Origin of the sequence: Rhodococcus sp. Eu-32, from assembly GCF_003336925.1 — a bacterium.
Taxonomy (GTDB): domain Bacteria; phylum Actinomycetota; class Actinomycetes; order Mycobacteriales; family Mycobacteriaceae; genus Rhodococcoides; species Rhodococcoides kyotonensis_B.
This window is the reverse complement of record NZ_QGNK01000013.1, coordinates 133,429-159,250: the sequence shown is the minus strand read 5'-3', so window position 1 is coordinate 159,250 and position 25,822 is coordinate 133,429. Positions and strand designations below refer to the sequence as shown.

At 65.4% G+C, this 25,822-nt stretch carries 24 protein-coding genes; 8 read left to right on the top strand and 16 right to left on the bottom strand.

Features of this window, described 5'->3' with window-relative positions; genetic code table 11:
- Window positions 1-2 precede the first annotated feature (2 nt).
- The 6 genes from DK926_RS17005 to DK926_RS16980 form a co-directional block, all read right to left on the bottom strand.
- Window positions 3-1,640 (bottom strand): PEP-utilizing enzyme, encoded by a 1,638-nt coding sequence (locus tag DK926_RS17005; protein WP_114331376.1) that lies wholly within the window; start codon window positions 1,638-1,640, stop codon window positions 3-5.
- A gap of 18 nt (window positions 1,641-1,658) precedes the next feature.
- A complete protein-coding gene (locus tag DK926_RS17000; RefSeq protein ID WP_114331375.1) occupies window positions 1,659-2,864 on the bottom strand; it encodes a hypothetical protein in 1,206 nt (401 codons plus the stop codon).
- Window positions 2,861-3,235 carry a PEP-utilizing enzyme gene (locus DK926_RS16995; protein ID WP_114331374.1) on the bottom strand — a complete coding sequence of 125 codons (375 nt, stop codon included), beginning with the start codon at window positions 3,233-3,235 and terminating at the stop codon, window positions 2,861-2,863. Before DK926_RS16995 ends, DK926_RS17000 begins: the two co-directional genes overlap by 4 nt.
- A 163-nt stretch (window positions 3,236-3,398) precedes the next feature.
- Complete coding sequence (locus DK926_RS16990) at window positions 3,399-4,640, bottom strand: acyl-CoA dehydrogenase family protein (protein ID WP_114331403.1); 1,242 nt, start codon at window positions 4,638-4,640, stop codon at window positions 3,399-3,401.
- A 40-nt stretch (window positions 4,641-4,680) separates the two neighbouring features.
- Complete coding sequence (locus DK926_RS16985; protein ID WP_114331373.1) at window positions 4,681-5,733, bottom strand: phosphotransferase family protein; 1,053 nt, start codon at window positions 5,731-5,733, stop codon at window positions 4,681-4,683.
- A 3-nt stretch (window positions 5,734-5,736) separates the two neighbouring features.
- The gene (locus DK926_RS16980) at window positions 5,737-7,416 is read right to left on the bottom strand and encodes an AMP-binding protein (RefSeq protein ID WP_243636861.1); all 1,680 of its coding nucleotides are present in this window, start codon (window positions 7,414-7,416) and stop codon (window positions 5,737-5,739) included.
- 232 nt (window positions 7,417-7,648) lie between these two features.
- Here DK926_RS16980 and DK926_RS16975 point away from each other — a divergent pair, with 232 nt between their 5' ends.
- Complete coding sequence (locus DK926_RS16975; RefSeq protein ID WP_114331371.1) at window positions 7,649-8,953, top strand: MFS transporter; 1,305 nt, start codon at window positions 7,649-7,651, stop codon at window positions 8,951-8,953.
- A 27-nt stretch (window positions 8,954-8,980) separates the two neighbouring features.
- Here DK926_RS16975 and DK926_RS16970 read toward each other — a convergent pair whose 3' ends face one another.
- A complete protein-coding gene (locus DK926_RS16970; protein ID WP_114331370.1) occupies window positions 8,981-10,441 on the bottom strand; it encodes an MDR family MFS transporter in 1,461 nt (486 codons plus the stop codon).
- A 122-nt stretch (window positions 10,442-10,563) separates the two neighbouring features.
- Between DK926_RS16970 and DK926_RS16965 the strand changes: the two genes are divergently transcribed.
- On the top strand, window positions 10,564-11,181 hold the full coding sequence (locus DK926_RS16965) for a TetR/AcrR family transcriptional regulator (protein WP_068426146.1): 618 nt from the start codon (window positions 10,564-10,566) through the stop codon (window positions 11,179-11,181).
- 58 nt (window positions 11,182-11,239) lie between these two features.
- Here the strand turns inward: DK926_RS16965 and DK926_RS16960 are convergent, their stop codons facing one another.
- Both DK926_RS16960 and DK926_RS16955 read right to left on the bottom strand, forming a co-directional pair.
- Complete coding sequence (locus DK926_RS16960) at window positions 11,240-12,184, bottom strand: NAD(P)-dependent oxidoreductase (protein ID WP_114331369.1); 945 nt, start codon at window positions 12,182-12,184, stop codon at window positions 11,240-11,242.
- Window positions 12,184-13,269: a tartrate dehydrogenase gene (locus tag DK926_RS16955; protein WP_114331368.1), complete on the bottom strand. Its 1,086-nt coding sequence runs from the start codon at window positions 13,267-13,269 to the stop codon at window positions 12,184-12,186. The genes DK926_RS16960 and DK926_RS16955 overlap by 1 nt, the downstream gene beginning before the upstream one ends.
- Window positions 13,270-13,386: 117 nt before the next feature.
- Between DK926_RS16955 and DK926_RS16950 the strand changes: the two genes are divergently transcribed.
- From DK926_RS16950 to DK926_RS16940, 3 genes are all read left to right on the top strand, one after another.
- Window positions 13,387-14,286 (top strand): LysR family transcriptional regulator, encoded by a 900-nt coding sequence (locus tag DK926_RS16950; protein ID WP_243636860.1) that lies wholly within the window; start codon window positions 13,387-13,389, stop codon window positions 14,284-14,286.
- Between the two features lie 8 nt (window positions 14,287-14,294).
- Complete coding sequence (locus DK926_RS16945; protein WP_068426143.1) at window positions 14,295-14,846, top strand: TetR/AcrR family transcriptional regulator; 552 nt, start codon at window positions 14,295-14,297, stop codon at window positions 14,844-14,846.
- Between the two features lie 66 nt (window positions 14,847-14,912).
- Entirely contained in the window at window positions 14,913-16,514 is a 1,602-nt protein-coding gene (locus DK926_RS16940) for a GMC oxidoreductase (RefSeq protein ID WP_165839595.1), read from the top strand.
- Window positions 16,515-16,521: 7 nt separating this feature from the next.
- Here DK926_RS16940 and DK926_RS16935 read toward each other — a convergent pair whose 3' ends face one another.
- Both DK926_RS16935 and DK926_RS16930 read right to left on the bottom strand, forming a co-directional pair.
- Window positions 16,522-17,415: a DUF5996 family protein gene (locus DK926_RS16935; RefSeq protein WP_114331367.1), complete on the bottom strand. Its 894-nt coding sequence runs from the start codon at window positions 17,413-17,415 to the stop codon at window positions 16,522-16,524.
- Between the two features lie 39 nt (window positions 17,416-17,454).
- Window positions 17,455-18,723, bottom strand: coding sequence for an NADH:flavin oxidoreductase/NADH oxidase family protein (locus tag DK926_RS16930; protein WP_114331366.1), 1,269 nt, complete (start codon window positions 18,721-18,723; stop codon window positions 17,455-17,457).
- Window positions 18,724-18,817: 94 nt separating this feature from the next.
- Between DK926_RS16930 and DK926_RS16925 the strand changes: the two genes are divergently transcribed.
- From DK926_RS16925 to DK926_RS16915, 3 genes are read left to right on the top strand one after another with little or no spacing between them, the layout of a single operon-like run.
- A complete protein-coding gene (locus DK926_RS16925) occupies window positions 18,818-19,402 on the top strand; it encodes a TetR/AcrR family transcriptional regulator (protein WP_243636859.1) in 585 nt (194 codons plus the stop codon).
- 26 nt (window positions 19,403-19,428) lie between these two features.
- On the top strand, window positions 19,429-21,009 hold the full coding sequence (locus tag DK926_RS16920) for an MFS transporter (RefSeq protein ID WP_114331364.1): 1,581 nt from the start codon (window positions 19,429-19,431) through the stop codon (window positions 21,007-21,009).
- 14 nt (window positions 21,010-21,023) lie between these two features.
- Entirely contained in the window at window positions 21,024-23,135 is a 2,112-nt protein-coding gene (locus DK926_RS16915; protein WP_114331363.1) for a thiamine pyrophosphate-dependent enzyme, read from the top strand.
- Here the strand turns inward: DK926_RS16915 and DK926_RS16910 are convergent.
- Genes DK926_RS16910 through DK926_RS16890 form a run of 5 tightly spaced genes read right to left on the bottom strand, consistent with a single transcriptional unit; the run spans window position 23,119 to window position 25,801 of the window.
- On the bottom strand, window positions 23,119-23,553 hold the full coding sequence (locus DK926_RS16910) for a GNAT family N-acetyltransferase (protein WP_207890849.1): 435 nt from the start codon (window positions 23,551-23,553) through the stop codon (window positions 23,119-23,121). The two genes, DK926_RS16915 and DK926_RS16910, sit on opposite strands and share 17 nt — an antisense overlap.
- Before the next feature lie 26 nt (window positions 23,554-23,579).
- Entirely contained in the window at window positions 23,580-24,209 is a 630-nt protein-coding gene (locus tag DK926_RS16905) for a TetR family transcriptional regulator (protein ID WP_114331361.1), read from the bottom strand.
- Between the two features lie 11 nt (window positions 24,210-24,220).
- Window positions 24,221-24,406 (bottom strand): rubredoxin, encoded by a 186-nt coding sequence (locus tag DK926_RS16900; RefSeq protein WP_068425148.1) that lies wholly within the window; start codon window positions 24,404-24,406, stop codon window positions 24,221-24,223.
- A 1-nt stretch (window position 24,407) separates the two neighbouring features.
- Window positions 24,408-24,575, bottom strand: a complete 168-nt coding sequence (locus tag DK926_RS16895) for a rubredoxin (protein WP_114331360.1) — start codon at window positions 24,573-24,575, stop codon at window positions 24,408-24,410.
- Window positions 24,576-24,577: 2 nt separating this feature from the next.
- The gene (locus DK926_RS16890) at window positions 24,578-25,801 is read right to left on the bottom strand and encodes an alkane 1-monooxygenase (RefSeq protein ID WP_114331359.1); all 1,224 of its coding nucleotides are present in this window, start codon (window positions 25,799-25,801) and stop codon (window positions 24,578-24,580) included.
- Between the last annotated feature and the right edge of the window lie 21 nt (window positions 25,802-25,822).

Sequence of the window (25,822 nt, the reverse complement as noted above, 5' to 3'; positions counted from 1 at the left end):
CCTTACAGGACAGGTGAGAAGGAACCGGGCATGTCGTTCGCGACGACGGCCGTACCGAAGATGAGTCCGGCCTGTTCGTCGTCGTCGAACGGATCGGGGTGCAGCGCGAGTGTGTCGGGCGAGATGGACCAGTCGATGTCGTCGACCACGCCGGCGAGCGTCGCGAAGGGCTTGAGACCCCAGCTGTACATGCGCGTCGCCGCGAAGATGCGTTCTTCACGGGTCATGTCGGCGAAGCGCTGGTACAGCTCGCCGTGGATGCGGCTGATGTCGGCGGACAGGGCGGGCCAGTCGGCAGGCGTCAGCTGGACTCGTTCTCCCGAAGTCCTGTGTCCGACGACGGCAGCCGCGGTCACCTCGGAGAGCAGCTGGTCCGGCTCGGTGAACGTCGTGCCCCAGTCGTTGATCTCGAACGACGAGAACGACGCCGGATCGAACTGCAGGACGACCGACAGCGACGAGTATTCGGTACGCAGGCCCTTCGCCCACGGGTAGTCGAAGTCGTTCACGGCGAGGCACAGCAGGTCACGAACGATCGCGACCTGACCGTCGCCGACCGGGTAGGGGCCGGAGTCGTAGATCCCGACGCGCGAATCGGTGAACAGAAGGAAGAGGTAGCCGGTGACGGTCGCATTCAGACGCTTGAGTGCTTTCCTGTCCGCCGGAGCGAGCGGGGTGAGGTGCCGTGTCAGCGACGCCACCTCGTCGTCCGGCAGATACCGGTTCGTGAATCCTGCGTCCTTGTTGTCGAGCGTCCCGTCGCCGCGCTGAGCGAGCGTCAGACGCCGCCAGAAGTCGACGACGGTTCGGATGTCGTCGGTCTTGTCCGTCGGTGCCACGCGGCCCATCTGAATGAGGCACTGGCGACCGATCAAAAAGTGGTAGCCGGCCATCCACGTCCACAACGGACTCACGACGCCTGCACGCTCGCGCAGGCGCTTGCCGATCTCGTGCGCGGGCATGGCCGATTCGATGATGCGCACCCGCGTCGCGTACGTGTGGAAATCCTCGATCGTCGACAGCGACATGTACGGCATCATCGGAAACAGTTCCGACGTGAAACCGGATCGTCGCGTCATCTCCGGCTTGAACGTGCGGCTCATGTGCCCGACCAGATCGTCGAGATGCTCGTTCGTCAGTGGCTCCGAGATCAGCGCCGCGAGAACGTCGTCGGTCATCGCGACGTCGAAATCCTTGACCGCGATCTCGTCGCCGACGCGTCGCACGTACTCCCACCACTGTTCGACGGCGGCAGCCGTGTCCGTCTCGCTCTCGTCCACGACGGTCACCGTCGCCCGATCGCCGTCGACGTAGTCGAGACGTACGGTCGCGCCGTCGTCGAGTCCGGGATCGACGACGGCGCCGACGAGACACGGCACCTCGAACTCGCGGGAGACGATGGCGAGATGGGACCGCAGGGTCCCGTCGCACGCGATGATTCCGGCCAGCCGTCCGAGAATCGGAGACAGAAACGTCGTGCCGCCCGAATTCACCAGAGCGACCATCGATTCGACGTCTTCGTCGAGCGACGCGATCACGTCCTGCGGCGACAGGAACCGCCGGATGACACCGGTCGTCGACTCGAATCGATACGAGGGGACGCCGGATCCGGCCACGGCCGTATCACTGACAATGCTCATGCTCTGTTCCTTCCTTCGCTAGGCGCCGAGGCCGATGGGCCGGAAACAGCTGTCCCTGTCCGCCGGGACGAAGATGCCGCCGATGAGGCCGAGGGCGACGGCCGGATCGCTGAACTTCTCGTAGGACTCGGCGATTCGAGGCGTGATCGCCCAGTCGATGTCGTCGTAGCAGCCTGCGACGCGAGCCCAGCTCTTGAGCTTCCAGCTGTACATCTGCGTCGCGTACAAGTTGCGCTGTTCGGGATCGGTGTCGGCGAACCGCGAATACAGCGCGCGATGCGCACCCCGGACCGATTTCTCGACGGCGTCGACCTCGTCGCTGTGCAGGGGACGCAGGCCGTTCTCGTCGCTGATGAACACACGGGCGTCGAGGACTTCGTCGAGGTAGTTGCTGGGGTCGAACCAGGCTGTGCCCCAGACGTTGTTGTCCATCTTCACCGAATCCGGCAGTCGGTACGCGAGAACGAACTGATGGTGGGCCAGGCCCTCGCGAATGCCGTCGAGCCAGGGGAATTCGCCGTACTTGTCGGCGCAGAGCTCACGCAGGAACAGGAATGTGCCGTCGCCGAGGTGGTAGGGGCCGGTGTCGCAGACGGCCGTGCGCGCATCACAGTTCTCGAGGAACATGTAGCCGGTCAGGCGGGCACCGAGCTTGCGCAGTTTCAGTCGCATGGCGTCGTCGACGGGGTGTAGTTCGGCTCGAATGCTGTCCAGTGTCGAGGAATTCACGACGCGTGAGCTGTCCGCCGGGTCGGCATCCATGTTGAACAGGACGTCGTCCTCACGCATCGCGATCGTGGCTTCACGCCAGAACCGCAGCACGGTCAGCTGGTCGTCGAGGCCCTGTTCGAGCGAGTTCTCACCGAGGTCGACGAAGATCTCGCGACCGGTCATGTAGTGCAACGGCATTGCGGCGAGGTTGATGAAGTTCTTCTTCGTCCCGATCGAGAGTTCCTTGCGCACGAGCTCGGTGGCGGTGTGCTGTGCGGTGATGGTGCGGATGCGTTCCGGGACGCGGAGGTAGTCCTCCATCATCGACATCAGGATGTAGGTGTTCATCCCGAACAGTTCGGATTCGAAGACGGTGCGTGCGGAAAGCTCGCTCTTGTAGGCCGCACCGCCCTTGTGGATCAGCCAGTTCCACTCGTCGAGTGTCGGCTCGTAGCTCGGATCGGTGTACAGCTTCGTCAGGTCCGTGGGAACGAACGTCTCGACCGCGGTCATGCGGTCACCGCCGAGGCGCGTGCGATGAGTGCCGTGTCGGCGTCCGTGAGATCGAGGGTGACGCGGTCGCCGTCGGCCACCGTTCCCGTCAGCGACGCCGCCAGAACGCACGGCACGGCCGACTCACGACTGAGAATTGCCAGGTGGGATTCTCGGCTGCCTGCCGAGCAGACGATGGCCTTGAGGTCCGGGAGAATCGGTGACAGGAACGTCATTCCGCCCTTGTCGACGAAGGCGATCGTGTCGTCCAGATCGTCTTCGTCGATGGACAGAACGTCCTGGGTCTCCCGGAACCAGCGCGCGGTTCCCGTGATGGTGCCCGCGGTGAACAGATTGGTTCCGGTGCCCACTTCGTCGTGTGTCTCGGTCATTGCCATTCCTTCGTGTGTCCTCGGGTCCGGCCGGCTCGGCCGGGCTCGAAGACAACGTTAGGAACGTGTGACGACGGTCACGATCCACCTTGGGGGACAACCCTCTCGTGCGTGCGAATGTAGCGGCGTCAGAGGTCGCTCCGCAGGCTGCGCTCCTGTCCCTCTATGCATTCGCACGCACGTGCGCCTTGCGCAATTCCGCCTTCGCGATGGTCCGCAGATGCACCTCGTCCGGCCCGTCGAAGATGCGCATGGCCCGGTGCCACCCGTACATCGCGGCGAGCGGCACGTCGTCGCTGACACCCGCACCGCCGTGGACCTGAATGGCACGGTCGATGACTTCGAGCGCGACACGCGGCACGGACACCTTCGCGGCCGAAACGTACGGCGCCGCAGCCTTGTTGCCGTGTACGTCGGTGATCTTCGACGCGTACTGACACAGCAACCGGGCCTGATCGATCGCGATGCGCGACTCCGCGATCTGCTGCTGCACGACGCCCTGCTCGGCGAGAGGTTTGCCGAACGCGATGCGGTCCTGTGCCCGCGCCGTCATCAGCCCGAGTGCACGTTCGGCGGCACCGAGTGCACGCATACAGTGATGAATACGTCCGGGGCCGAGGCGGGCCTGCGCGATCGCGAACCCTGCGCCCTCCTCGCCGAGGATGTTGCTCACCGGGACGCGCACGTTGTCGTAGACGATTTCGCAGTGCCCGTGCTGATCGTGCCTGCCGAACACCGGAACATCCCGTACGACGGTCACACCCGGGGTGTCGACGGGCACCAGCACCATCGACTGCTGTCGATGCGTCGCCGCGTCGGGATCGGTCTTGCCCATGACGATGAGCAGTTCGCAGCGCGGATCCGACGCCCCGCTGGTCCACCATTTTCGTCCGTCGATGACGTACTCGTCGCCGTCGCGTCGGATGCGAGTCTGGATGTTGGTGGCGTCGGAACTCGCGACCTCGACCTCGGTCATCGAGAACGCCGAGCGAATAACGCCGTCCTTCAACGGTTCCAGCCACCGTGCCTGCTGTTCTTCGGTGCCGAACATGTGTAGCAACTCCATGTTGCCGGTGTCCGGCGCCTGCCCGTTGGTCGCTTCGGGCGCGAGATGCAAGCTCCAGCCGGTGATCTCGGCGAGGCCCGCGTAGTCGAGTTGGCTGATACCGGAATACGCGGGGAGGAACAGATTCCACAGCCCGCGTGAGCGTGCTTCCTTCTTCAGTTCTTCGACGACCGGAGGCAGTGAGCTGTCACCCGGGTCGGCCGACGCTCGGTATTTCTCGTACTCGTGCTCCGCGGGGAAGACGTGGGTGTGCATGAAGTCGACGAGCGTCTCGCGAAGCTCCAACGCCCTGGCCGACGGCCGAAGATCGAGCGAAGCGACGTCGATCGAAGCGGGCATGGCGACGGTGTTCACAGTGTGTGTCACGAGATACGTCCTTCTACGAGTGAAGATCGGAAACCGAAGAGGCGGACGCACGTTCGAGAGCTCGGCCCAGCAGCGGGCCGACCATCTCGCCGACCGTCGAGAAGTCCTCGCCCTCGGTGTGCCCCTGCTGGTGACGCGCGTGAATGCCTTCGAGAATCACGGCGACCTTGAAGTCGGCGAACACCAGATACCAGTCGATGTCCGGCACGTCGATGCCCCGCGCGGCGATGTATCGGCGCACCACCTCGTCGCGCGTCGGGAATCCGGGGAGTGCGGTCGCGCCCGCGGTGATGGGATTGCAGAACTCGCCTTCCTGGTCCCAGAACGAGCACAGAATGCCGAGGTCGGTCAGTGTGTCTCCGAGAGTGGACATCTCCCAGTCGAGCACCCCGAGGATCTTCGTCGGATCGGACCGATCGACCATCATGTTGTCGATCTTGAAGTCTCCGTGCACTATTCCCGGGTAGCTCTTCTTCGGCAGAGCCGCGGTGAGCCTGCGATGAAGCTCCGCGACTTCCGGTCGCTCGGACGTCGCCGACGCGTCCCACTGTCGCATCCACCGGCGCAACTGGCGTTCGAGAAAGCCGTCGGGGTTACCCCAGTCGGACAGGCCGACGTCTGCCGGATCGAGGGAATGCAGCGCGACGAGCGTGTCGATCATCGAGTCGGTGATTCCGGCGCGCTGCTGTTCCGTCAGCTCCGCGGTGTCCGATTGCGTGCGTAGCGTGATGCCGTCGAGTTTGTCCATGACGTAGAACGATGCGCCGATGACGCTGGAATCCTCGCACAGGCCAACCGTTCTGGGGACTGGAACCGTGCTGTCGCGCAGCGACGACATGGCCCGGTACTCGCGCCCCATGTCGTGCGCCGTCGGGAGCACGTGTCCCTGGGGTGGGCGACGCAGAATCCACTGCCGGGTGCCGTCGCCGATCTCGTACGTCGGGTTCGATCGACCGCCCGCGATGAGGCGGGTCGTGAGATCGCCGATCGGCCCGGTTTCGTTGACCACCAGCCATTGTCGAACTCCGGCGGCGTCGAGGTCGTCCGTCGTGGTCGCTGCCGTCATCGTTCACTGCCTCCCGGCGTCTGCGGTACGAAGTTCGCGACGGAGCAGCTTTCCGCTCGTCGTCTTGGGTAGTTCGTCGAGAATCACGACGTCGCGCGGGTACTTGTACGCCGCCATACGCGTCTTGCAGAAGTCGACGAGTTCGGCAGGGGTCACCGTCGCATCGCGCGTCAGAGACACGAACGCCTTCACGGTTTCTCCTCGATACTCGTCGGGCACACCGATGACCGACGCTTCCCTGACTGCCGGATGTTGGTACAGCACGTCCTCGACGTCGCGCGGAAAGACCTTGTAGCCACCGGCATTGATCATGTCCTTGAGGCGGTCGACGACGAACAGCCACCCGTCTTCGGTCATCTTCCCGATGTCACCGGTGTGCAGCCAGCCGTCGCGAATCGCATGCGCGGATTCCTCGGGCAGCTGCCAGTATCCCGGTACCACCATCGGGCCCGACACGATGATCTCGCCGGTCTCACCGGGGGCGACGTCGTGGCCGTCGGTGATGTCGACGATGCGCACCCGCGCATTCGGTACCGGCACACCGACCGACAACGCGCCGCTGTCCGGATCGACCGGTGGATCGACGTCGACAGGTCCGAGATGTGTGGGCGAGGTGGTCTCGGTCATGCCGTACGCGCCGCGCAGTACCCACCCCGTTGCGGCACGGACGCGTTCGAGCAACGCGGGTCCGACGGGGGCGCCACCGGAAGGCGTCTTCGTCAGCGACGTCAGGTCGTACTTCTCGCGCGACGGGTGGTTGCACAACGCGATGAACGCCGTACTGGCCCCGATCATGAAGGTTCCCCGCCACGTGTCGATGGCTCGCAGCGTCTCTTCGGCGTCGAAGCGATGCAGCAACACGATCGGTGCGCCGCTCAGGATGTGGATGCCGAAGCCCGCGACGAGACCCGTGATGTGGAAAACCGGTGCGACGCCGATGATCACGTCCTGGTCGGCGCGCAGGTCCCACCACGACGTGTAGACCGTCGAGTTGTGGACGAGCGCACTCTGCAGGTTCATCGCTCCCTTGGAGCGGCCGGTGGTACCGGACGTGTAGGTAAGGACGCCGATGTCGGAAGCTGAACACGGTGCCGAAACGGGTTGGGAGCCTGCGTGTTCGACCAACAATGTTTGCCAGTCCACAGTGTCTTCGAACGTGCGACGCTCCCCGATGTGCGACGCGATCGACGCGGGTACCTCTGCCGTCGGCGTCATGTCGAGCGGGTGCGTCGTGACGACGATCGCCAGGTCCGTCGTGTCGCGCATCGGGGCGACCACGTCGTCGTACAGGCTGTCGAGGCAGACGAGCGCACGCGCACCCGAGTCGAGCAGGTGGTGTGTCAGTTCCTTCTCGCGCAGCATCGGATTGAGCGCGACGGGTACCGCGCCCGCCTTCCAGGCGGCGAGCAGCGCGACGAGCCACTGCGGATCGTTCTGCAGGTAGATCCCGACGCGGTCACCCGGCACGAGACCGATCGAGGTCAATCCCGATGCCAGCGCGTCCGCGGCGGCGTCGATCTCGGCGAAGCTGAGCGTCGACCCGAAGTAGTGCACCGCAGGCGCGTCCGGCCTCGTCGCGACGTGGGCGTCCCACGCGTCGCGCATCGTCGAGAACTCCAGGTCCATACCGGCGCGGACGGCGTCGGGGTAGTGCGCCGTCCAGGGCGCGTCGATCTGCTTCACGTTGGTCCACCTCATCGGGCTCGAACTGTCACTGCAGCCGGTGCACGGCACTCGATCCCCACCATAGTCGTGATCCGAACGATCGTTTGTCAACTGTTCGGCGCTGAAGCACAGATGCGCCGAAACAAGCACTACAGGCGCCACATGCAAATGTTCAGTCATTGACAAACGATTGTTCGACATTCAGTATCAGCATGACGTAGGTCACATTTTTCGCGAGGAGCCGAACCCTATGACCGCACCAGACATCACGTCCGCCCCACCGGCGAAGCCGTGGACGACCGAGGATCGCAGGAAGACTCGGCGTGCCGCGCTCGCCGGTGGCGTCGGAACGCTCATCGAGTACTACGACTTCAGCCTGTACGGCTACCTGGCCGTCGTCATCGCGCCGCTGTACTTCCCGAGTGAGCACCCCGTGACGTCGCTGCTGTCGGCGCTTGCGGTGTTCGGCACGGCCTACCTCGTGCGCCCGCTCGGCGGCATCGTGTTCGGTCACATCGGCGATCGGTTCGGCCGCAAGCGTGCGCTGATGGCGACCCTCGTCTGCATGGGCGTCGGAAGCACGGCGATGGGTCTGCTGCCCACCCCGGCGCAGATCGGCGTCTGGGCGACGGTTCTGCTCGTGATCGTGCGTCTGCTGCAGGGCTTCTCGGCGGGCGGTGAGGTCGGTGGCTCGGCGACCTTCATCTCCGAGTCGGCGCCGTCGCACCTGAAGGCCACGTACGGCGCCTTCACCCCGATGGGCTCGACGGGCGGCTTCGCCCTGGCTGCCGCCGTCGCCGGCGCTGTGTCCGCGCTGACGACGGACGTGCAGATGGACAGCTGGGGGTGGCGCATTCCGTTCCTGATGGCGCTGCCGCTCACGCTGTTCTGCCTGTGGGTGCGCACCCGCGTCGAGGAAACCCACGAGGTCACCGAGACAAAGCACGAGAAGAGCTCGCCCGTGCGTTCGGTGTTCCTCCGTCAACCGCGCGCCCTGGCCCAGGCCACCGCACTCAGCGCGGCGGTCAACGGCACCGCCTACATCGGCCTGACGTACATGGCCATTCACCTGACCAAGCAGCTCGGCTACGACGCGACGCCCGTGTTCTGGGTGGCGACGACGGCAATCGGCATCGCCGCAGTGGCCATGCCCCTGGCGGGACGTCTCGGTGACCGCATCGGAACGGTCCGACTGATGGCCATCGGATTCGTCGGGTTCATCGTGCTGACCTATCCGATGATGGGGCTGATGCATCTCGGATTGGTCGTCGCGACACTCGCATTCGTCGTGATCATGCTGAACAGCGCCGCGGCGCAGGTCGGCGCCTACACGATCCTGCCGCAGTTCTTCGACAAGCAGTCGCGGTACACCGGCGTCGCGATGGGCTGGAACCTCGGCGTCATCATCGCAGGCGGTACGGCGCCGTTCGTCGCAGTCTGGCTGGTCGAGCAGACGGGCAACATTCTGTCACCGGCGTTCTTCGTGATGACGCTCGCCGTGGTCGGGCTGATCGCCCTGGCGACGGTCCGGGCGCGTCACACGCAGGGGACGTAGCCCACGTGCGCGCGAATGTACAGCCGGCTATACATTCGCGCGCACGGGTGGAGCCGCCGGCCGAACGAAGAACGACGCCGCCACGGCGAGCAAGGACACGACGCCGCCGACCAGGAAGGCAGTGTGGATGCCCGCCTCGTTCGCGGCGAGTTCGGCCGTCCCCGACGAGATGCGCGACGTGGTGGTCGTCGTCATCACCGTCACGAACAACGCGGTACCGGCGGCGCCTGCAACCTGCTGAAGCGTGTTGAAGATCGCGCTGCCGTGCGAATAGAGCTGCGGCGGTAGCGAACCCAGCGACGACGTCATCATCGGCGTCATGACGGTCGCGAGCCCGGCGGTCATCAGACAGTGGATCCCGACGACCATCGGCAGCGGGGACTGTGCGTCGAGCAGCGTCATCAGCCACAGAGCCGCGCTGACGACGACGATGCCGGGAATGACGAGCGGCCGCGGTCCGATGCGGTCGAACGCGCGTCCGACGAACGGTGCGAGCGCACCCATCAGCAGGCCGCCGGGGAGCAGCATCACACCGGTGGTCAGCGTGTCGAGACCCCGAATGTTCTGCAGGTACAGCGGCAACAGGATGAGTGCGCCGAACAGTGCCATCATGCTGATCGCGAGCATGCCGAGGCCGATGCTGAAGGTCGGCGTCGCAAACGGGCGCAGGTCGAGCAAGGCGCGTCCGGATTCCTGACGCTTGATCTGCCGCAGGACGAACACGACGAGGGCGATTGCACCGACGAGCAGCGGTACCCAGACGGGCACCGACGATTGCTCGGCCGAATGGCCGATGCTGCTGAGGCCGTAGATCAATCCGCCGAACGCGAGTGCCGACAGGACGACCGACACGGCATCGAACGAGGTCTTGCTGGTCGCGGTCACATTCTTGACCAGAGCCGATCCGACCGCGAACGCGACCAATGCGATCGGCAGGACGAGCCAGAACATCCAGCGCCAGTCGAGTGCGTCGAGGATGATGCCGGAGATGGTCGGGCCGATGGCAGGCGCAACGGCGATGACGATCGAGATGACGCCCATCATGCGGCCGCGATTCTCGGCGGGCACGAGGTTGAGCACGGTGTTCATCAGCAGCGGCAGCATCACCGCGGTGCCGCTCGCCTGCACGACCCGGCCGGCGAGGAGCAGTTCGAAACCGGGTGCCGACGCGGCCAGCAGGGTGCCGACGCTGAACAGGCCCATGGCGGCGACGAATACCTGCCGCAGTGTGAACCGCTGGAACAGGAAGCCCGTCACCGGGATGACGACGGCCATCGTGAGCATGAAGCCGGTGGTCAGCCACTGTGCGGTGCTCGCGGTGATGCTCAGATCCACCATCAGTCGCGGCAGTGCGACGCTCATGATCGTCTCGTTGAGGATCATCACGAACGAGGCGACGACGAGAACGCCGATGAGCAATCTGTTGGCGGACGTGAGTGGCTCAGCGGAGTGCTGACCCGTCGTGGAGTCGATCGCTTGTGTGTCCATCGAGAAATGATCCCTTGCGAAGAGAAGTCGGCATGTACAACGTCCGATAGTCTGAATCAATCTGACAGTGACTGTCAACTTGAAATCGGCTGGTATCTTGGCCCGTGGCGAAGGGAGATGCCATGACCACCGGAACGCCTGACCTCAGAGAACGTCGACGACGGGAGACGCGGCTCGAGATCACCCGTGCCGCTCTCGACCTGTTCGAGCAGAAAGGCGTCGCGGCCACGACGGTCGACGAGATAGCGCGTGCAGCGGGCGTCTCACCGAGCACCTTCTTCCGCCAGTTCCCGACGAAGGAAGAGTCGATCCTGGGCGGTGACGTCGACATCGAAGCCGACATCGACGACTGGCTGGCGTCCACCGACTCCGCGGACATCGACCTCGCGGGTATGGAAGCGATCTACGAACGCGCCGCGGTGCGACTCGTCGAGGCGTCCGACGAGACACGCAGCCGCGTCCTGCGGACCCGTCGACTCATCGTCGGCGACGCGCATCTCCGTGCGACGGCCATCGCGCTCGACGCGACGACGATGTGTCGGCTGACCGATGCCGTGGCGTCGAAACTCGGTGATCGTGAGTCGCTTTCGTACGCTCGACTGCTGGTCGAAGGCGCTGGGATGACCCTGCGCATCGCGTTCGACGACTGGGCGACGCGTGTCGACGCCGGTGAGGACGCCGATCTGGCGGACATCTATCGCGCTACGCGCGCCGAGTTGCGCAGGGTCGTCGCGCGCTAGCGGTCTCGTCGCCGCATGAAGGTGGCATCCGAGCTATCCGATCGTATGGACGGCCCAATCACGCGGTGGGCACCGGAGATAACGGCGCCTCACCGGCCAGTACCCGCAGGATGTCCTCCGCTGCCGCGCAGCTCGCCGCGACGCGCGCCTGAGCCGTCTGTCCGCCGAGATGCGACATCATGACGACGTTCGGAAGCGACCGCAGAGGACTGTCCTGCGGGAGTGGTTCGACGGCGAACACGTCGAGTCCGGCCGCGGCGATGGTGCCGTCGGCGAGCGCGGCGGCCAGAGCATCCTCGTCCACTAGTGAACCGCGCGCCGTATTGATCAGCGACGCAGTCGGTTTCATCATCGACAGGGCGCGACGACCGATCAACCCGACGTTCTGCTTCGTCGCCCTCGGGTGCAGCGACACGAAGTCCGAGACCGCGAGCAGGTCGTCGAGCTCGGCGTACCGCACGTCGAGCTCGGGGTCCGGGTAGGCCGTCGTGACGACGACACTCATGCCGAACGCGGCCGCGAGTTCGACCAACCTGCGAGCGCTCGGCCCGAATCCGACGATGCCGAGGGTCGTCCCGCGTAGCTCGTACGTGTCGTGCCGGGGCCATTCGCCCTGTGCGACACCGGCCGTCGTCTCGACTGCCCGGCGCGCGCACATCAGCATCAACATGCAGGCGAGCTCGGCCACGGCGTTCGCGTTGGCGCCGGGGGTGTTGGTGACGACGACTCCGTGCGCGGCGGCTGCGTCGACGTCGACGGCGTCGTATCCGACGCCACTGCGCGCGATGATGGCCAATCGAGGTGCGCCCGAGATCATCTCGTCGGTGATCGTGTCGCCTCCGACGAGCGCCGCATCGGACTCAGCGAGCAGCGAAGCCAGCTCACCGTCCGGCCGGGCGCCGACCGCCGAGCTGTGTGTCGTGGTGTGCCCTCGATCGGTGAACATGCGGTCGACGTCGTCACCGGGGGCGAGGTAGTCGGTCGTGATCAGAACATGCGCCATCACGACGCCTGACGAACCAGCTCGTCGCGTACTGCCGCGCCGAGCGACGACGTCGTTCCGGTGCCGCCCATGTCCGGCGTCAACGAGGAACCACCCTGTGCGAGAACGGTTTCGACGGCCGTCAGAATCGCCTCGCCCGCTTTCACCTCACCGAGATGTTCGAGCATCAGCGAGGCGCTCCAGATCTGCCCGACCGGGTTGGCGACGCCGCGGCCTGCGATGTCCGGTGCCGAACCGTGCACGGGCTCGAACAGGCTGGGGAACTTACGTTCCGGGTTGATGTTCGCGCTCGGTGCGATACCGATCGTGCCGGTGCACGCAGGACCGAGATCCGACAGGATGTCGCCGAACAGGTTGCTCGCGACGACGACGTCGAACCAGTCGGGGTGCATCACGAAGTTCGCAGCCAGAATGTCGATGTGGTACTTGTCGACGCGAATGTCCTCGTACCCCTTGGCCATTGCCTCGACCCGCTCGTCCCAGTACGGCATCGTGATGGAGATTCCGTTGCTCTTCGTCGCCGACGTCAGGTGCTTGGCGGGACGCTTCTGCGCGAGATCGAACGCGTACTTCAGGATTCGGTCGACGCCGGTCCGCGTCATGACGGTCTCCTGCATGACCGTCTCGCGGTCGGTGCCCTCGAACATCTTGCCGCCGATGCTCGAGTACTCGCCCTCGGTGTTCTCGCGTACGACGTAGAAGTCGACGTCGCCGGGTGCGCGGCCGGCCAGCGGACTCGTGACACCCGGCATCAGCTTGACGGGCCGAAGATTGACGTACTGATCGAAGTGGCGGCGGAACTGCAGCAGGCTGCCCCACAGCGAGATGTGATCCGGGACGACGTCGGGCCAGCCGACGGCACCGAAGTAGATGGCGTCGAACGCGCTCAGTTGCTCGAACCAGCCGTCGGGCAACATCTGGCCGGTGGCCGTGTAGTAGTCGGCGCTCGCGTAGTCGAATTCCTCGTAGTCGATCGTGAAATCGAATGCCGACGCCGCGGCTTCGAGCACTGCCATGCCTTCGGGTACGACCTCTTTTCCGATTCCGTCGCCCGGGATGACGGCGATGCGGTGCGTGGCGCCCATGAGTGCTCCGTATTCGATCGAGGGTGATCACTGGTATTGCCACCGTATTGCGCAATAAGCTCGAGCGAAAGCCGTGCGACGGCAATACTGCTTTTCCGAATTGGAAAGAAGGCGCCTGTGAGTCAGTTCGACGACCTCGAGTTCTTCGACGTCGTGGCGCGTTCGTCGAGCCTGACGGAGGCCGGACGCGCTCTCGGCATGTCGGTGTCGTCGGTGAGCAAGCGGCTCTCGCAGCTCGAGAGTCGACTCGGAGTCCGCCTCGTGCGACGCAGCACGAGGCGTTCGACGCTGACCCCCGAAGGAGAGCGGTACGCGGCGGGCGTCGCGGTGATCGCCGGCGAACTGGCCGAGCTCGAGGAGTCGGTGAGCGGGCACTACGCCGAACTGCGCGGGCGGCTGCTGATCCAGTCGTCGGTCGGTCTCGGACGGGCCCACATCGCACCGCTGATGGCCGACTTCGTGGCCGAGCATCCCCGCGTCGAGGTCGACATCGAACTGTCGTCGGCGCCGCCGAACCCGTCGGCCGCGCCGTTCGACATCGCGATACGGGTGGGTGCGCTGCAGGATTCCCGGTTGACGGCAAAGCTGTTGTGCCACAACCGACGAGTGGTCGTCGCGTCGCCACGCTATCTCGAGACGCACACGGCCCCACGGGAGATGGCCGATCTGCGCGACCACAACTGCATCGTCCTACGTCAGGACGAAGGTGATTACGCGTTGTGGAGGTTCGGTTTCGGCGCGGGTGAGACGGCGATCCGTGTCGCCGGGAACATGATCAGCAACGACGGAGACATCGCGACGCAGTGGTGCATCGACGGCCGCGGCGTCCTCATGCGATCGATGTGGCACGTGAAACCGATGCTCGACGACGGAACGCTCGTCCAACTCCTGCCCGACGTCCCGACCCCCGCCGCGGACATCCATGCCGTGTATTCCGCTGCCGCACAGGTGCCGCGACGAGTGCAGGCCGCCGTCGACCATCTGCATGCGCACCTGAAGGTTCGGCTGCGTACATAATGGTGGCCATGCGGTCACGTCAGAAAATTCTGAACGCCACGTTGCGCTTGATCGAGGAGCACGGGTTCGAAGGCGTCAACGTCGCGGCGGTCGCGTCCGCCGCGGGCGTGTCCAGGCAGACCGTGTACTCCATCTTCGGATCACGCGAAGAAGTGGTGTCCCAGGCCATGGCAGGGGTGGTGCGCGAGGTGCTCGGCGGTATTCGCTCGCACCTCGATACGGTCGATACCGCATTCGACTACGTCGCAGACGTGATCGTCGCCGGAAGAACCGCTGTGCGTACGCATCCCGTGCTGGCGACACTGCTCGTGGCCGAGCGCGGCAACCCCGTGTTCGACGCCGGCATGATGGCGCGCGCGAAACCTGTTGCGCGAGAGTTGTTCGAGCCGATGATCGCGCGCGGCCTGATCGACCGGGCAGGTCTCGACGACGTCGTGGAACTCGTGGTGCGATTGGGGCTGTCGGTCATCTCGTTCGACAGCGACACCGTGCGCACCGACGACGATCTGCGGTCCTTCCTCCGTCGATGGTTCGAGCCGGCTCTCCGCGCTCTTCCTTGACACTCTTACGTCTACCTGTCTAGTTTGTTCCCCACATGACGATCTGCGGATGTGTGGGGGTACATCTTGACCGGTCCGAACAGGCGTTCCTTTCTCCTCGGTGCCGCGGCCGCGGTGGGCGCGGTTGCCGTCTCCCAGCCGCTGGCTCATGCAGGGCCGAGGGTGCAACGCATCCCGTTGACGCGCGAAGAGCATCGAGTCGTGGTGGTGGGCTCCGGTTTCGGTGGGGGAGTGACGGCCCTGCGGCTGGCCGAGGCGGGCGTTCCGGTGACGATGCTGGAGCGCGGAAGACGTTGGCCGACAGGGCCGAACGTCGACACTTTCCCGCACGCCACCAATCCGGACAAGCGGATACTGTGGCACCGATCGAATCCGCAACTCTTCGGTACTCCGGTAGCCTTCGAGCCGTACGTCGGACTGCTCGAAACGGTCGTCGGCGACAACATGACTGCCGTGTGCGCGGCGGGTCTCGGCGGCGGATCGCTTGTGTACCAGGGCATGACGCTGCAACCGGCGCAACACGTGTTCGACGCCAACTTCCCGGAGGAACTCGACTGGGCGCTGATGAACCGCGTCCACTACCCGCGGGTGGCGCGCATGCTCCAACTCGCCACGGCGCCGGACGAATTGATCGACAGCCCCAATTACGAGGTCACACGCATCTTCGCGCGCAACGCGGCTCGCGAAGGATTTCCGGTGTCGAAGATCCCGATGCCGATCGACTGGAACTACGCACTGGCCGAGCTGCGGGGTGAGATGGCCCCGTCGTACACCAACGGCGACGGTGCACTCGGCGTCAACAACGGCGGAAAACACTCCGTCGACGTCACGTACATCGCGGCCGCGGAAGCGACGGGGCTCGTGACCGTCGAGACGCTGCACGAGGTTCGCGACGTCGAACGAGCACCCGACGGACGGTGGACCGTGTACGTCGACCGCACCGACGAGACGGGACGGGTGGTGGAGAACAAGATCCTGACCACCGGCGCCCTCGTCATGGCCGCCGGAAGCGCGAACACCACCAGGCTGTTGATGCGCGCGTCCGCTGCCGGACGAATTCCCGACCTGCCGGACGAACTCGGCGCGGGGTGGGGCACCAACGCCGACCGCATCTACGTCTGGGCCGACATCGTCGACGGGTTCGGCCCGGGTCAGGGCGGGCCGGTCGTCTACGGCAGCTTGAACTGGGACGACCCGCACTCTGCCTACACCGTCATCCAGGCGTCGTTCCCGCCGGTGACGGTGGGTGCCAACACGATCGACACCCGCAGTACGACGATGGTCGGCTACGGAGTCAGTTCCGGCAGAGGGCGATTCGTCTACGACCCCCGCATCGACGACGCCGTGCTGCAGTGGCCGCGCGAGGGCGACCACGTACTTCAGACGTCGTGCATCGGCCCGGCGACCGCACGGATCGCCGGACCGACGGGCACACTCGTCGACACCAATGCCCTCGTGCCGTCGACGTGGCACCCGCTCGGCGGCGCGAACATGGGTTCGGTGTGCGATCTCGAAGGTCGAGTACTCGGTCAGCGTGGGCTGTACGTCCTCGACGGGGCGCTGATGCCGGGAAACTCCGCGGCCTGCAACCCGTCGATGACGATCGCGGCGGTAGCCGAGCGCGCGTTGGACCGACTGGTCGCCGAGGATGTGGGCACCACCATCTGACCCCGAATCACGACGAGGGCCACCCGGCCGTCTCCACCGCGGCGCGGTAGGTCTGCTCGAGAAAGGCCCGAAGCATGGCGTCGGGATCGGGTGCCTGCCGGACGAGGTGATACGGCAGTACCCACTCGCCGAGTGCGGAGTCCCACCGGGCCGGTGCCTCGACGGCCGGGTGCGTGTCGTACCCCTCCGGGTGGGGGTACGCGTACGAGTAGAAGACACCCTCCTCGTCGCCGCCCGGCCAGTATCCCGAGCTCGACACCTCGGCGCTGTATGCCTCGTGCATCACCCAGTCGGGGCAGTTGGGGATTCCGCCCGGGTGGGTGGGTGCGGGACGGCCGGAGAAGCGGGTGACCGCGAGATCGAAAGCGCCCCAGAAGAAGTGCGACGGACTCGATTTGCCGCGGAACTCACCCCGGAACCGGGAGAAGACTCGGTCTGCGCTGACCAGCGAGTGCCAGAACGTCGACATCGCCTCCGCGTCGTACGAGCAGTGGGTGGTGTCCTCGGCGAACGGGACGGCATGGGGTAGTTCGACGGGCGTTCCGACAATTCGAACATCGAGACCGAGCTCGCGAAGGTGGCGGGTGTACTCGTCGTGGAAATCGGCGACGGTCCGCGGAGCGAGCGCCATCCGACGGCTCGTACCGTCCGTCAGCTGGAACAGGAGATCGTGGTTCAGGAAGTCGAACTTGATCTCGAGCCCGCGATCTCCCGCGGGCATGAGCGACGTCGTCAGTCCCGAGCCGTCCACGTACAGCGTCACACCCCACCAATGGTTCACCGCAGGCCCGAGCGCCATGCGGGTCTTTCCGACGATCTGCGTCCACAGGTGAACGGTGTCCCGAGTGTCGATCCAGGAATCGACGGGGAGCGACGGCCATGCCTCGTATCGGTTGGTCATGCGGTCGATCGTCCCCCGGCTCGGCGAAAAATGCACGGCCTATGTGGCGCTGCGCCTGCTGCGGAACGCGTCGACTCCGTTGCGTTCGATCATCGTGGCGGCGGTGCGCCAGGCCGGGCGCGTCGGATCCGGGTCGTCGCCGCGCCCGAGAATGTGGAGCTGGTCGGTGTGCCATTGCAGATCGAGTGCGCCGTCGAGCGCTTTCAGCGCGCGGACCTTCGCCAGCGCGAGAGGGAGCCCGAGGCTGATGCGCGGCGCGTCGAGACGCTCGACGCGCTCGTCCACGAGTTGCCGGCCGGCATCGGGGACGACGGTGGTGGGCCGACCGAGTCCGATCACATCGCAATCGCCCTCTGCGACAGCGTGGTTCATCGCCTTCCTGGTACGGAATCCGCCGGTCACGGCGAGCGGGACGTCGCCGGCCGCCTGCCTGACCTCCCGCGCGTATTCCAGGAAGTAGGCCTCGCGCGCCGCGGTGCTCGCGGCGACCGTCGCACGGCCCATCATGGCGGGTGATTCGTAACTGCCACCGCTGATCTCGATGAGGTCTATACGTTCACCGGCCAGATGTTCGACGGTCTCCCGCGACTCCTCCTCGGTGAACCCGCCGCGTTGGAAATCCGCCGAATTCAGCTTGATGCCGACGGCGAAACCGGGCGACACCGCGGCGCGGATGGCACGTACGACCTCGAGCACGAAACGCATTCTGCCGTCCAGGTTTCCGCCCCAGCGGTCCTCCCGGCGATTGGACAGTGAAGAAAGGAACTGCGAGACGAGATAGCCGTGCGCACCGTGAATCTGGACGCCGTCGAAACCGGCGGCTTCGGCGACCGATGCCGCAGTCGAGAATCTGTCGACGATGTCCAGAATCTCGGACTCGGTCAGCGCCCGAGGAGCCGGCAGTCCGGGAACTCCCGACGCCACCGCCGACGGCGCGACCGGCTTCGCCTTCGTGGCCAGCGGATTCGCTTGACGCCCCGGGTGGTTGAGTTGCATCCAGATGGGCGAGCCGCCGTCCTTCGTGGCCTTGGCCCACGTGGTGAGCCCGTCCAGGTCCCGATCGTCCTCGATGACGACGTTGCCCGGTTCGCCGAGGTGGGTGCGGTCGACCATGACGTTGCCGGTGATCACCAGACCGAACCCGCCCGTTCCCCAGCGGGTGTAGAGGCGTGTCAGCCGGTCGTCCGGCGCGTGACTCGGCGTCCCGAGGCCTTCGCTCAACGCAGCCTTCATCAGGCGATTCGGCAGTACCTGACCGCATGCGAGCGTGAGCGGGGAGCCGAGCCGATGTGGGTCGTCGATCGTCATGACTCTCTCCCGGGGTCTCGCATCTTCTATGCTGGACGACATAGCTTGCCGCCGACATTAAACGTTACCGGCGGTTACGTCAATGGGAGGGTGTGTGGCCAAGAGGTCGACGCGAGACGACATGCTGCGCAGCGCGGCCCAGTTGTTCCGAGAGCGCGGGATCGAAGCGACGTCGTTGCTGGACGTCGTCGAACATGCAGGCGCGCCGCGGGGATCCATCTATCACCATTTCCCCGGTGGCAAGCCGCAGTTGGTGGAGGAGGCGACGCGCACCGCGGGCGTGCTGATGGGGTCGATGATCTCAGCCGGGCTCGCCGAGCACGGACCTGTCGCGACACTGCGGGCGTTGATCTCCGGTTTCCGCGACGAGCTCACGGCAACCGACTTCGTCGCCGGCTGTCCGGTCGCCCCTGCGGCGCTCGACGGGGTCAATGCTCCGGCGGCCGTCGCGGCGGCGGGCGAGAGTTTCGAGTTCTGGGAGGACACGATCGCGGCAGCTCTGTGGCAGCGAGGAGTCGAACGAGAGCGCGCCCGCGGCATGGCGACGATGTCGATCGCCGCCGTCGAGGGGGCGCTTCTCGTCGCGAAAGCCCAGCGCAGCACGCGCGCACTCGACCGTGTCGAGACCGAGATAGTTCGATGGGTGGAGCACTCCCTGCCCGACCAGCCATTGCTATAACCCTCGGTTACAGATAACTTCGCGTTATGCACCAAGTCATAATCGGCGCCCGTCGCCGCTATCTAGCCCTCGCCGTGATCTGCGCGGCCGAGCTGTTGGTCGTGCTCGACAACACCGTCGTCAACGTCGCGCTCCCGTCGATGGGTCTCGAGATGCGCGCGAGCATCGGCGGCCTGCAATGGGTCGTCGACGCCTACACCCTCACGTTCGCGGGTCTTCTGCTCGCATTCGGCCACCTCGGCGACCGTTACGGCCGGCGCAGGGTCATGACGGTGGGACTGGCAGGCATCGCCGTCATGTCCATCGGCGGGGCACTCGCCGCGGACCTCGGTCAAGTCGTCGCGGCCAGGGCAGCGATGGGAGTGTGTGCGGCGGCGGTGTTCCCGGCGACGCTCGCGCTCATCATCAACATGTTCTCCGACGCCCGCGAGCGGGCTCTCGCCATCGCCGCGTGGACCGCGATGGCCGGCTTCGCCATCGCGATCGGGCCCACGGCGGGAGGCTTTCTGCTCGAACACTTCTCGTGGCACTCGGTGTTCTGGATCAATGTGCCGGTCGCGCTCGTCGTACTGCTGGCCGCGTTGGCCTGCGTTCCCGAATCGAAGGCGTCGCACGTCGGGAAGTTCGACCCGCTGGGTATCGCGCTGTCGCTGGTCGGCATCACGTCGCTCGTGTGGGGCATCATCGAGGCCCCGCGCCAGGGCTGGCTCTCCACGACGAGTGTGACCGCCTACGTGATCGGGGTCCTGTGCGTCGGCGCGTTCGTGTGGTGGGAGCTGCGGGCGCCGTCGCCGGTTCTCGACATGAGTCTGTTCCGCATTCGGCGATTCTCGTTGCCCGCGTTGGCAATCGCGGTCGCCTACTTCAGCATGTTCGGCTTTCTGTTCATGATCACCCAGTACTTCCAGGGTGTCCGGGAGATGACCCCACTCGAATTCGGTGTCCACTCGCTGCCGTTCGCGGCGTCGATCGGTGTCGGTGCGCCCGTCGCCACGCTGATCGCGAAACGCATCGGTACCACCGCCGTCATCGCGTTCGGCATGGTCGTGATGAGCGCAGGAATGTTCATCGCAGGTCAGGTGAAGGTCGAAACACCGTATGTCGGACCGGTACTGCTCTCCATGGTGCTGATGGGTCTCGGGCTCGCGATCGTGCAGGGTCCCGCGACGGAGTCGATCATGTCGTCGGTGTCGCTCGACGAAGCAGGCGCCGGGTCCGCCGTCAACGACACGACCCGAGAAGTCGGGGGCACACTCGGCGTCGCCGTACTCGGGTCGATCGTCGCCTCGATCTACACCGACCGGGTCGCGCCGAGGATCGACGCCATTCCCGACACGGTCATGGAGCCGTACCAGAAGGCGTTCGCCCGCGAAACTGTCGTCAGCGTTCTCGAGATCGTCAAGGCGCCGACCAGTTCGATCTTCGCCACGCAGAAGGCCGACCTGGTGTACGCGATGAAAGCGGCGTCACTCGAGGGGTTTCAGCTCGCGTCGTACGTGACGGTGTCGGCGTCGTTGGCGTGCGCTCTCGCCGTGGCGATCTTCCTGCCGTGGAAACCTGACCGAGGAGAAGGCGTGCTCCTTTCCTGGCGACGGTCTGCCGCATGAGCGCATAATGCACCATGGCCGAGGCGATCGACGAGTACTTCCTGGAGCACGTCGGGGCGCGTTCCAGCAGACGGTCGCTGGGTTCGCTGACGCCGGAACGAGCTCTCGAGCTGTTCGACGCGCAGCTCGGCAGTCGCCATCTCGACCTCGCGGCCCGGTGGCTCCGCTCCGAGAGTAAGGGGTACTACACGATCGGCTCGTCCGGGCACGAGGGCAACGCTGCCGTCGCGGGCGCGCTCGGAGTCACCGATCCTGCACTGCTGCACTATCGTTCGGGCGCATTCTTCCTCGAACGGGCACGACAGGGCGGCGGCAGCGATCCGATCCGAGACGTGTTGCTCGGGCTGGTCGCGGCGGTCGACGAACCGATCTCCGGTGGCAGACACAAGGTGTTCGGCCGCGCCGACCTCGCGGTGATTCCGCAGACGTCGACCATCGCGTCGCACCTGCCGCGTGCCGTCGGCGTCGCGTTCTCGACGATACGTGCCCGCAAACTGGGTGTCCCGTGTCCGTGGCCTGGCGACGCGGTGACCGTGTGTAGTTTCGGGGACGCGTCGGCCAACCATTCGACAGCACTGGGTGCTTTGAACACCGCCGTGCACTCGGCGTATCAGGGAGTGCCGTTGCCCATCCTCTTCGTCTGCGAGGACAACGGACTCGGCATCAGCGTGCCGACCCCGGCTGGGTGGATCGCGTCGAACTTCTCGTCCCGGCCCGGACTCGACTACGTCCACGCCGACGGCAGTGACCTCGTCGACACCTACGAGAAATCGATCGCCGCCGTCGATCGTGTTCGACGCAGGGGCCGTCCGGTGTTCCTGCACATCGACACGGTCAGGCTGATGGGGCATGCCGGGTCCGACGTCGAGTCGTCGTACCGCAGTCGACGGGACATCACCGCGGACTACGCGCGAGACCCTGTGTTGCAGACGGCGAGGACGCTGATCGACAGCGGCGTGCTGACCGCGTCCGACGCCGTCGCACTGTACGAGGAGAAGCGTGCCGAGGTGATGGACATGGCCCGTGACGTCGCCGACGCGTCCCAGCTCGCGACGGCCGACGCCGTCATGGCGCCGCTCGCGTACAGGGCTGTCGCATCGTCCGACGCGATCGACCTTCCCGCCGAATCGACTCTCGCGCAGGCGATCAACGCTTCTCTACGACGCATTCTCGACCGGTACCCGCAGGCAGTACTGTTCGGCGAGGACGTCGCACGCAAAGGCGGCGTGTACGGGGTCACGCGTGGGCTGTTGTCCGCGGCGGGTTCGGTCCGGGTGTTCGACACCGTGCTCGACGAGCAATCGATCCTCGGACTGGCCGCGGGCGCGGGGGTGTCCGGGCTCCTGCCGATCGCGGAGATCCAGTACCTCGCGTACCTGCACAATGCTGCCGACCAGATCCGCGGTGAGGCGGCGACGCTGCAGTTCTTCTCGAACGGCCAGTACCGAAACCCCATGATCGTCCGTATCGCCGGATACGGGTACCAGAAGGGTTTCGGCGGTCACTTCCACAACGACAATGCCGTTGCGGCACTGCGGGATATCCCCGGGATCGTCGTAGCGTCACCCGCGCGGGGTGACGACGCCGCAGCCATGCTCGACGCGTGTGCGTCGGCTGCCGTCGAGCAGGGGGCGGTCTGTGTGTTTCTCGAACCCATCGCGCTGTACCACACACGGGACCTCTACGACGACGGCGACGACGGCTGGCTGTCCGGTGGACGCGTCGAGGCAGCAACGATCGGACGTGCCCGGGTGTACGGCGAGGGTGGGGACCTCACGATCATCACGTTCGGTAATGGGGTTCCGATGAGTCTTCGCGTGGCGCAGCGACTTTCGCAGCAGGGCGTGCATGCTCGCGTCGTCGACATGCGCTGGCTCGCACCGCTTCCGGTGGACGACGTCGTCGCACAGGCGTCGGCGACATCGTGCGTGCTGGTCGTCGACGAGACCAGGCGATCCGGTGGAGTCGGCGAGGGCGTGATCGCCGCGCTCGTCGACGCGGGCTACACGGGGAAGTTGGCCCGCATCGCCAGTGAGGACAGTTTCATCCCGCTCGGCGACGCGGCGCTGCACGTCCTGGTGTCCGAGGATCGGATCGTCGACGCCGCCGTCAGCGTGCTGTCCTGAGCATCGGGAGGTGCATGATGCCGTCCTCGTCGTAATCCGGGCCGGACCGCACGAATCCGAAACCGCCGTACCACGTTTCGAGCTGGACCTGCGCACCGATGACGATGTCCTCGCCGTCCGCGTGTTCGATCGCGGCGCGCATCAACTGGGCGCTCAGTCCACGTCCACGCGCGTCGACGGCGGTGCACACGCGGCCGATCCGAGTTTCTACGTCGCGGCGGAGCAACCGCAGTGTCGACAGCACACGTCCGTCGTCCTCGTGCCAGAAGTGCACGGTGTCCGGGTGTTCGTCGGCGCCGTCGAGTTCGGGATACGCGCAATTCTGTTCCACGACGAACACGTCGACTCGCAGCTTGCAGAGGGAGTAGACGATGTGTCCGCTGAGGTCCGAGAAAGGTGCGTGGTGGAGCTGACTCATGGTGTCACTCTCGCACACCGGGTTCTTCAGGCCGTGCCCTGGACCTTGTCGACGAACGGCGTGAGCAGCGATGCCATGTCGGCTGCGACGTCGGCCGAATTCGTGGGGGGCATCGAGATGTAGCTGAGGGCGAGCCTGACGACCGCTCGACCCAGCACGTCCGCGTTGTGTTGCGACACGCGCATCCAACTGCGCTGGAACGTCTCCGCGAGCCGAAAAGCCGCGTGCTCGATCAGGATTCCGCTCTCGGTGGTGACGAGCCGCAGCAAGTCCGGCGGTGGGTCGTCGGTGAGCATCGACAGCACCAGCGGGTCCTTCGCGCTGCGACCGAAGAATTCGGTGAACGACACGTACAGGGTTCGGAGACCGTCGCCTTCGTTGGAGTAGACGGCGTCGTCGACCGCGGACACGAACGCGTCCGTCAGGCGCAGTGCGTACCCCTGCGCCAGACCCTTCCTCGTCCCGAACTCCTTGTACAGGGTCTGCCTGCTGATGCCGGCGGCTTTCGCGACGTCGGCCATGTTGACCGTCGACCACGTTCGTTCTAGAAGCAGATCGTGGAGGCTGTCGAGAATGGTGGAACGCATCAGGTTCGTTGCCGCGTTCTTGTACGGGCTGACCGGATGTGTCGTCACAGCGGCCAGTCTAGCGATCATCTTCGCTCCCGTTACGGTCTGCTGATCTCGACCATGAAGAAGTCGGCTTTCGCTGCGCCGCAGTCCGGGCAGCTCCAGTCGTCGGGAATGTCCTCCCAACGAGTGCCCGGTTCGATGCCGTCCTCCGGCCAGCCGAGCTCTTCGTCGTACTCGAATCCGCATTGAATGCACTGGTAGAGCTTGAAATCGGTGTTCATCTCAGCCTGCTTTCTGTTCGAAGTCGATCTTCTCCCGTACCCCACAGTCGGGGCACGGCCAGTCGTCGGGAATCTCGGACCATCCGGTTCCGGCCGGAAAGCCCTCTCGCGGTGCGCCTGTCGTCTCGTCGTACACGTAGGCGCAGACCGGGCATTCGTATTTCGCCATCGTCACGCGTCCGCCCCGTAGCGGGCGAGGATCTTCTCGCGCTTGCTCGGCTGGATGTTCACGGACTCGATGTCGCCGCGATAGTGTTCCAACACCCTGTGATCCATGACCTTGCGCCAGATCGGAGGGAAGTAGGCGAGCGAGATCATGCTCGCGTACCCGCTGGGAAGGTTCGGAGCGCCGTCCATGCTGCGCAGCGTCTGATAGCGCCGGGTGGGATTGGCGTGGTGATCACTGTGTCGCTGAAGGTGATACAGGAAGATGTTGGTGACGATGTGGTCGGAGTTCCAGCTGTGTGCAGGTGCGCAGCGTTCGTATCGACCGGATGCGGTCTTGGCGCGGAGCAGTCCGTAGTGCTCGAGGTAGTTCACCGTCTCGAGCAACGAGAAGCCGTACGCCGCTTGCAGTATGAGGAACGGCAGGATGCCGACGCCGAACACGGCCGTGAGCGTTCCGAACAGTACGAGTGACATCAGCCAGGCGTTGAGTACGTCGTTACGAATGTTCCACGTGGACTTGCCGAGTCGGTTCATCCGAGTCTTCTCGAGCGCCCAGGACGACTTCAAGCTGCCCCAGACGCTGCGAGGAAGGAACTGCCAGAACGTCTCACCGAAGCGCGCACTCGCCGGGTCCTCGGGCGTCGCGACGCGTACGTGGTGGCCGCGATTGTGTTCGATGTAGAAGTGGCCGTAAAAGGTTTGCGCCAGAGTCACTTTCGACAGCCATCGCTCGAGACTGTCCTTCTTGTGTCCCATTTCGTGCGCGGTGTTGATGCCGACGCCACCCATGACGCCGATGCTGAACGCGAGCCCGATCTTCGAGATCACGCTCAATCCGCCCTCCATACCGAGCCAGCTCAGGTTGTCGGCCGTCCAGAGGTAGCACGCGACGACCAGGCTGGTGAGCTGGAACGGAATGTAGATGTACGTGCAGTAGCGGTAGTACTTGTCGTTCTCCAGTTGCTCCATCACGTCGTCGGGCGGGTTCTGCCCGTCGGGGCCGAAGAACAGGTCGAGCACCGGAAGCAGTCCGTAGACGAGGATCGGGCCGATCCACCAGAAGACCGGTGACACGGCGGTCCAGCCGAGCCCGTTGAACGCCCAGACCAAGGCGACCGCCATGAGGACTGCCGTGGGCGGAACGAGGCCCATGAGCCACAGGTAGCGCTTCTTGTCGTGCCATTCCTCTGCCGGGGCTTCCGGCTGTGGGCTCGTGTGAGTCGCCATGACGAGAGTCCTCCTCGGACA

What these genes read in the sequence shown, in the direction of transcription:
- DK926_RS16970 (WP_114331370.1), bottom strand. Translation starts at nt 10,441, where the DNA reads ATGGACACACAAGCGATCGACTCCACGACGGGTCAGCACTCCGCTGAG.
- DK926_RS16895 (WP_114331360.1), bottom strand. Translation starts at nt 24,575, where the DNA reads ATGGCGAAATACGAATGCCCGGTCTGCGCCTACGTGTACGACGAGACG.
- DK926_RS16915 (WP_114331363.1), top strand. Translation starts at nt 21,024, where the DNA reads ATGGCCGAGGCGATCGACGAGTACTTCCTGGAGCACGTCGGGGCGCGT.
- DK926_RS16920 (WP_114331364.1), top strand. Translation starts at nt 19,429, where the DNA reads ATGCACCAAGTCATAATCGGCGCCCGTCGCCGCTATCTAGCCCTCGCC.
- DK926_RS17000 (WP_114331375.1), bottom strand. Translation starts at nt 2,864, where the DNA reads ATGACCGCGGTCGAGACGTTCGTTCCCACGGACCTGACGAAGCTGTAC.
- DK926_RS16935 (WP_114331367.1), bottom strand. Translation starts at nt 17,415, where the DNA reads ATGACCAACCGATACGAGGCATGGCCGTCGCTCCCCGTCGATTCCTGG.
- DK926_RS16890 (WP_114331359.1), bottom strand. Translation starts at nt 25,801, where the DNA reads ATGGCGACTCACACGAGCCCACAGCCGGAAGCCCCGGCAGAGGAATGG.
- DK926_RS16900 (WP_068425148.1), bottom strand. Translation starts at nt 24,406, where the DNA reads ATGAACACCGATTTCAAGCTCTACCAGTGCATTCAATGCGGATTCGAG.
- DK926_RS16985 (WP_114331373.1), bottom strand. Translation starts at nt 5,733, where the DNA reads ATGACGGCAGCGACCACGACGGACGACCTCGACGCCGCCGGAGTTCGA.
- DK926_RS16905 (WP_114331361.1), bottom strand. Translation starts at nt 24,209, where the DNA reads ATGATCGCTAGACTGGCCGCTGTGACGACACATCCGGTCAGCCCGTAC.
- DK926_RS16910 (WP_207890849.1), bottom strand. Translation starts at nt 23,553, where the DNA reads ATGAGTCAGCTCCACCACGCACCTTTCTCGGACCTCAGCGGACACATC.
- DK926_RS16945 (WP_068426143.1), top strand. Translation starts at nt 14,295, where the DNA reads ATGCGGTCACGTCAGAAAATTCTGAACGCCACGTTGCGCTTGATCGAG.
- DK926_RS16990 (WP_114331403.1), bottom strand. Translation starts at nt 4,640, where the DNA reads ATGCCCGCTTCGATCGACGTCGCTTCGCTCGATCTTCGGCCGTCGGCC.
- DK926_RS16930 (WP_114331366.1), bottom strand. Translation starts at nt 18,723, where the DNA reads ATGACGATCGACGACCCACATCGGCTCGGCTCCCCGCTCACGCTCGCA.
- DK926_RS17005 (WP_114331376.1), bottom strand. Translation starts at nt 1,640, where the DNA reads ATGAGCATTGTCAGTGATACGGCCGTGGCCGGATCCGGCGTCCCCTCG.
- DK926_RS16955 (WP_114331368.1), bottom strand. Translation starts at nt 13,269, where the DNA reads ATGGGCGCCACGCACCGCATCGCCGTCATCCCGGGCGACGGAATCGGA.
- DK926_RS16975 (WP_114331371.1), top strand. Translation starts at nt 7,649, where the DNA reads ATGACCGCACCAGACATCACGTCCGCCCCACCGGCGAAGCCGTGGACG.
- DK926_RS16995 (WP_114331374.1), bottom strand. Translation starts at nt 3,235, where the DNA reads ATGACCGAGACACACGACGAAGTGGGCACCGGAACCAATCTGTTCACC.
- DK926_RS16960 (WP_114331369.1), bottom strand. Translation starts at nt 12,184, where the DNA reads ATGGCGCATGTTCTGATCACGACCGACTACCTCGCCCCCGGTGACGAC.
- DK926_RS16965 (WP_068426146.1), top strand. Translation starts at nt 10,564, where the DNA reads ATGACCACCGGAACGCCTGACCTCAGAGAACGTCGACGACGGGAGACG.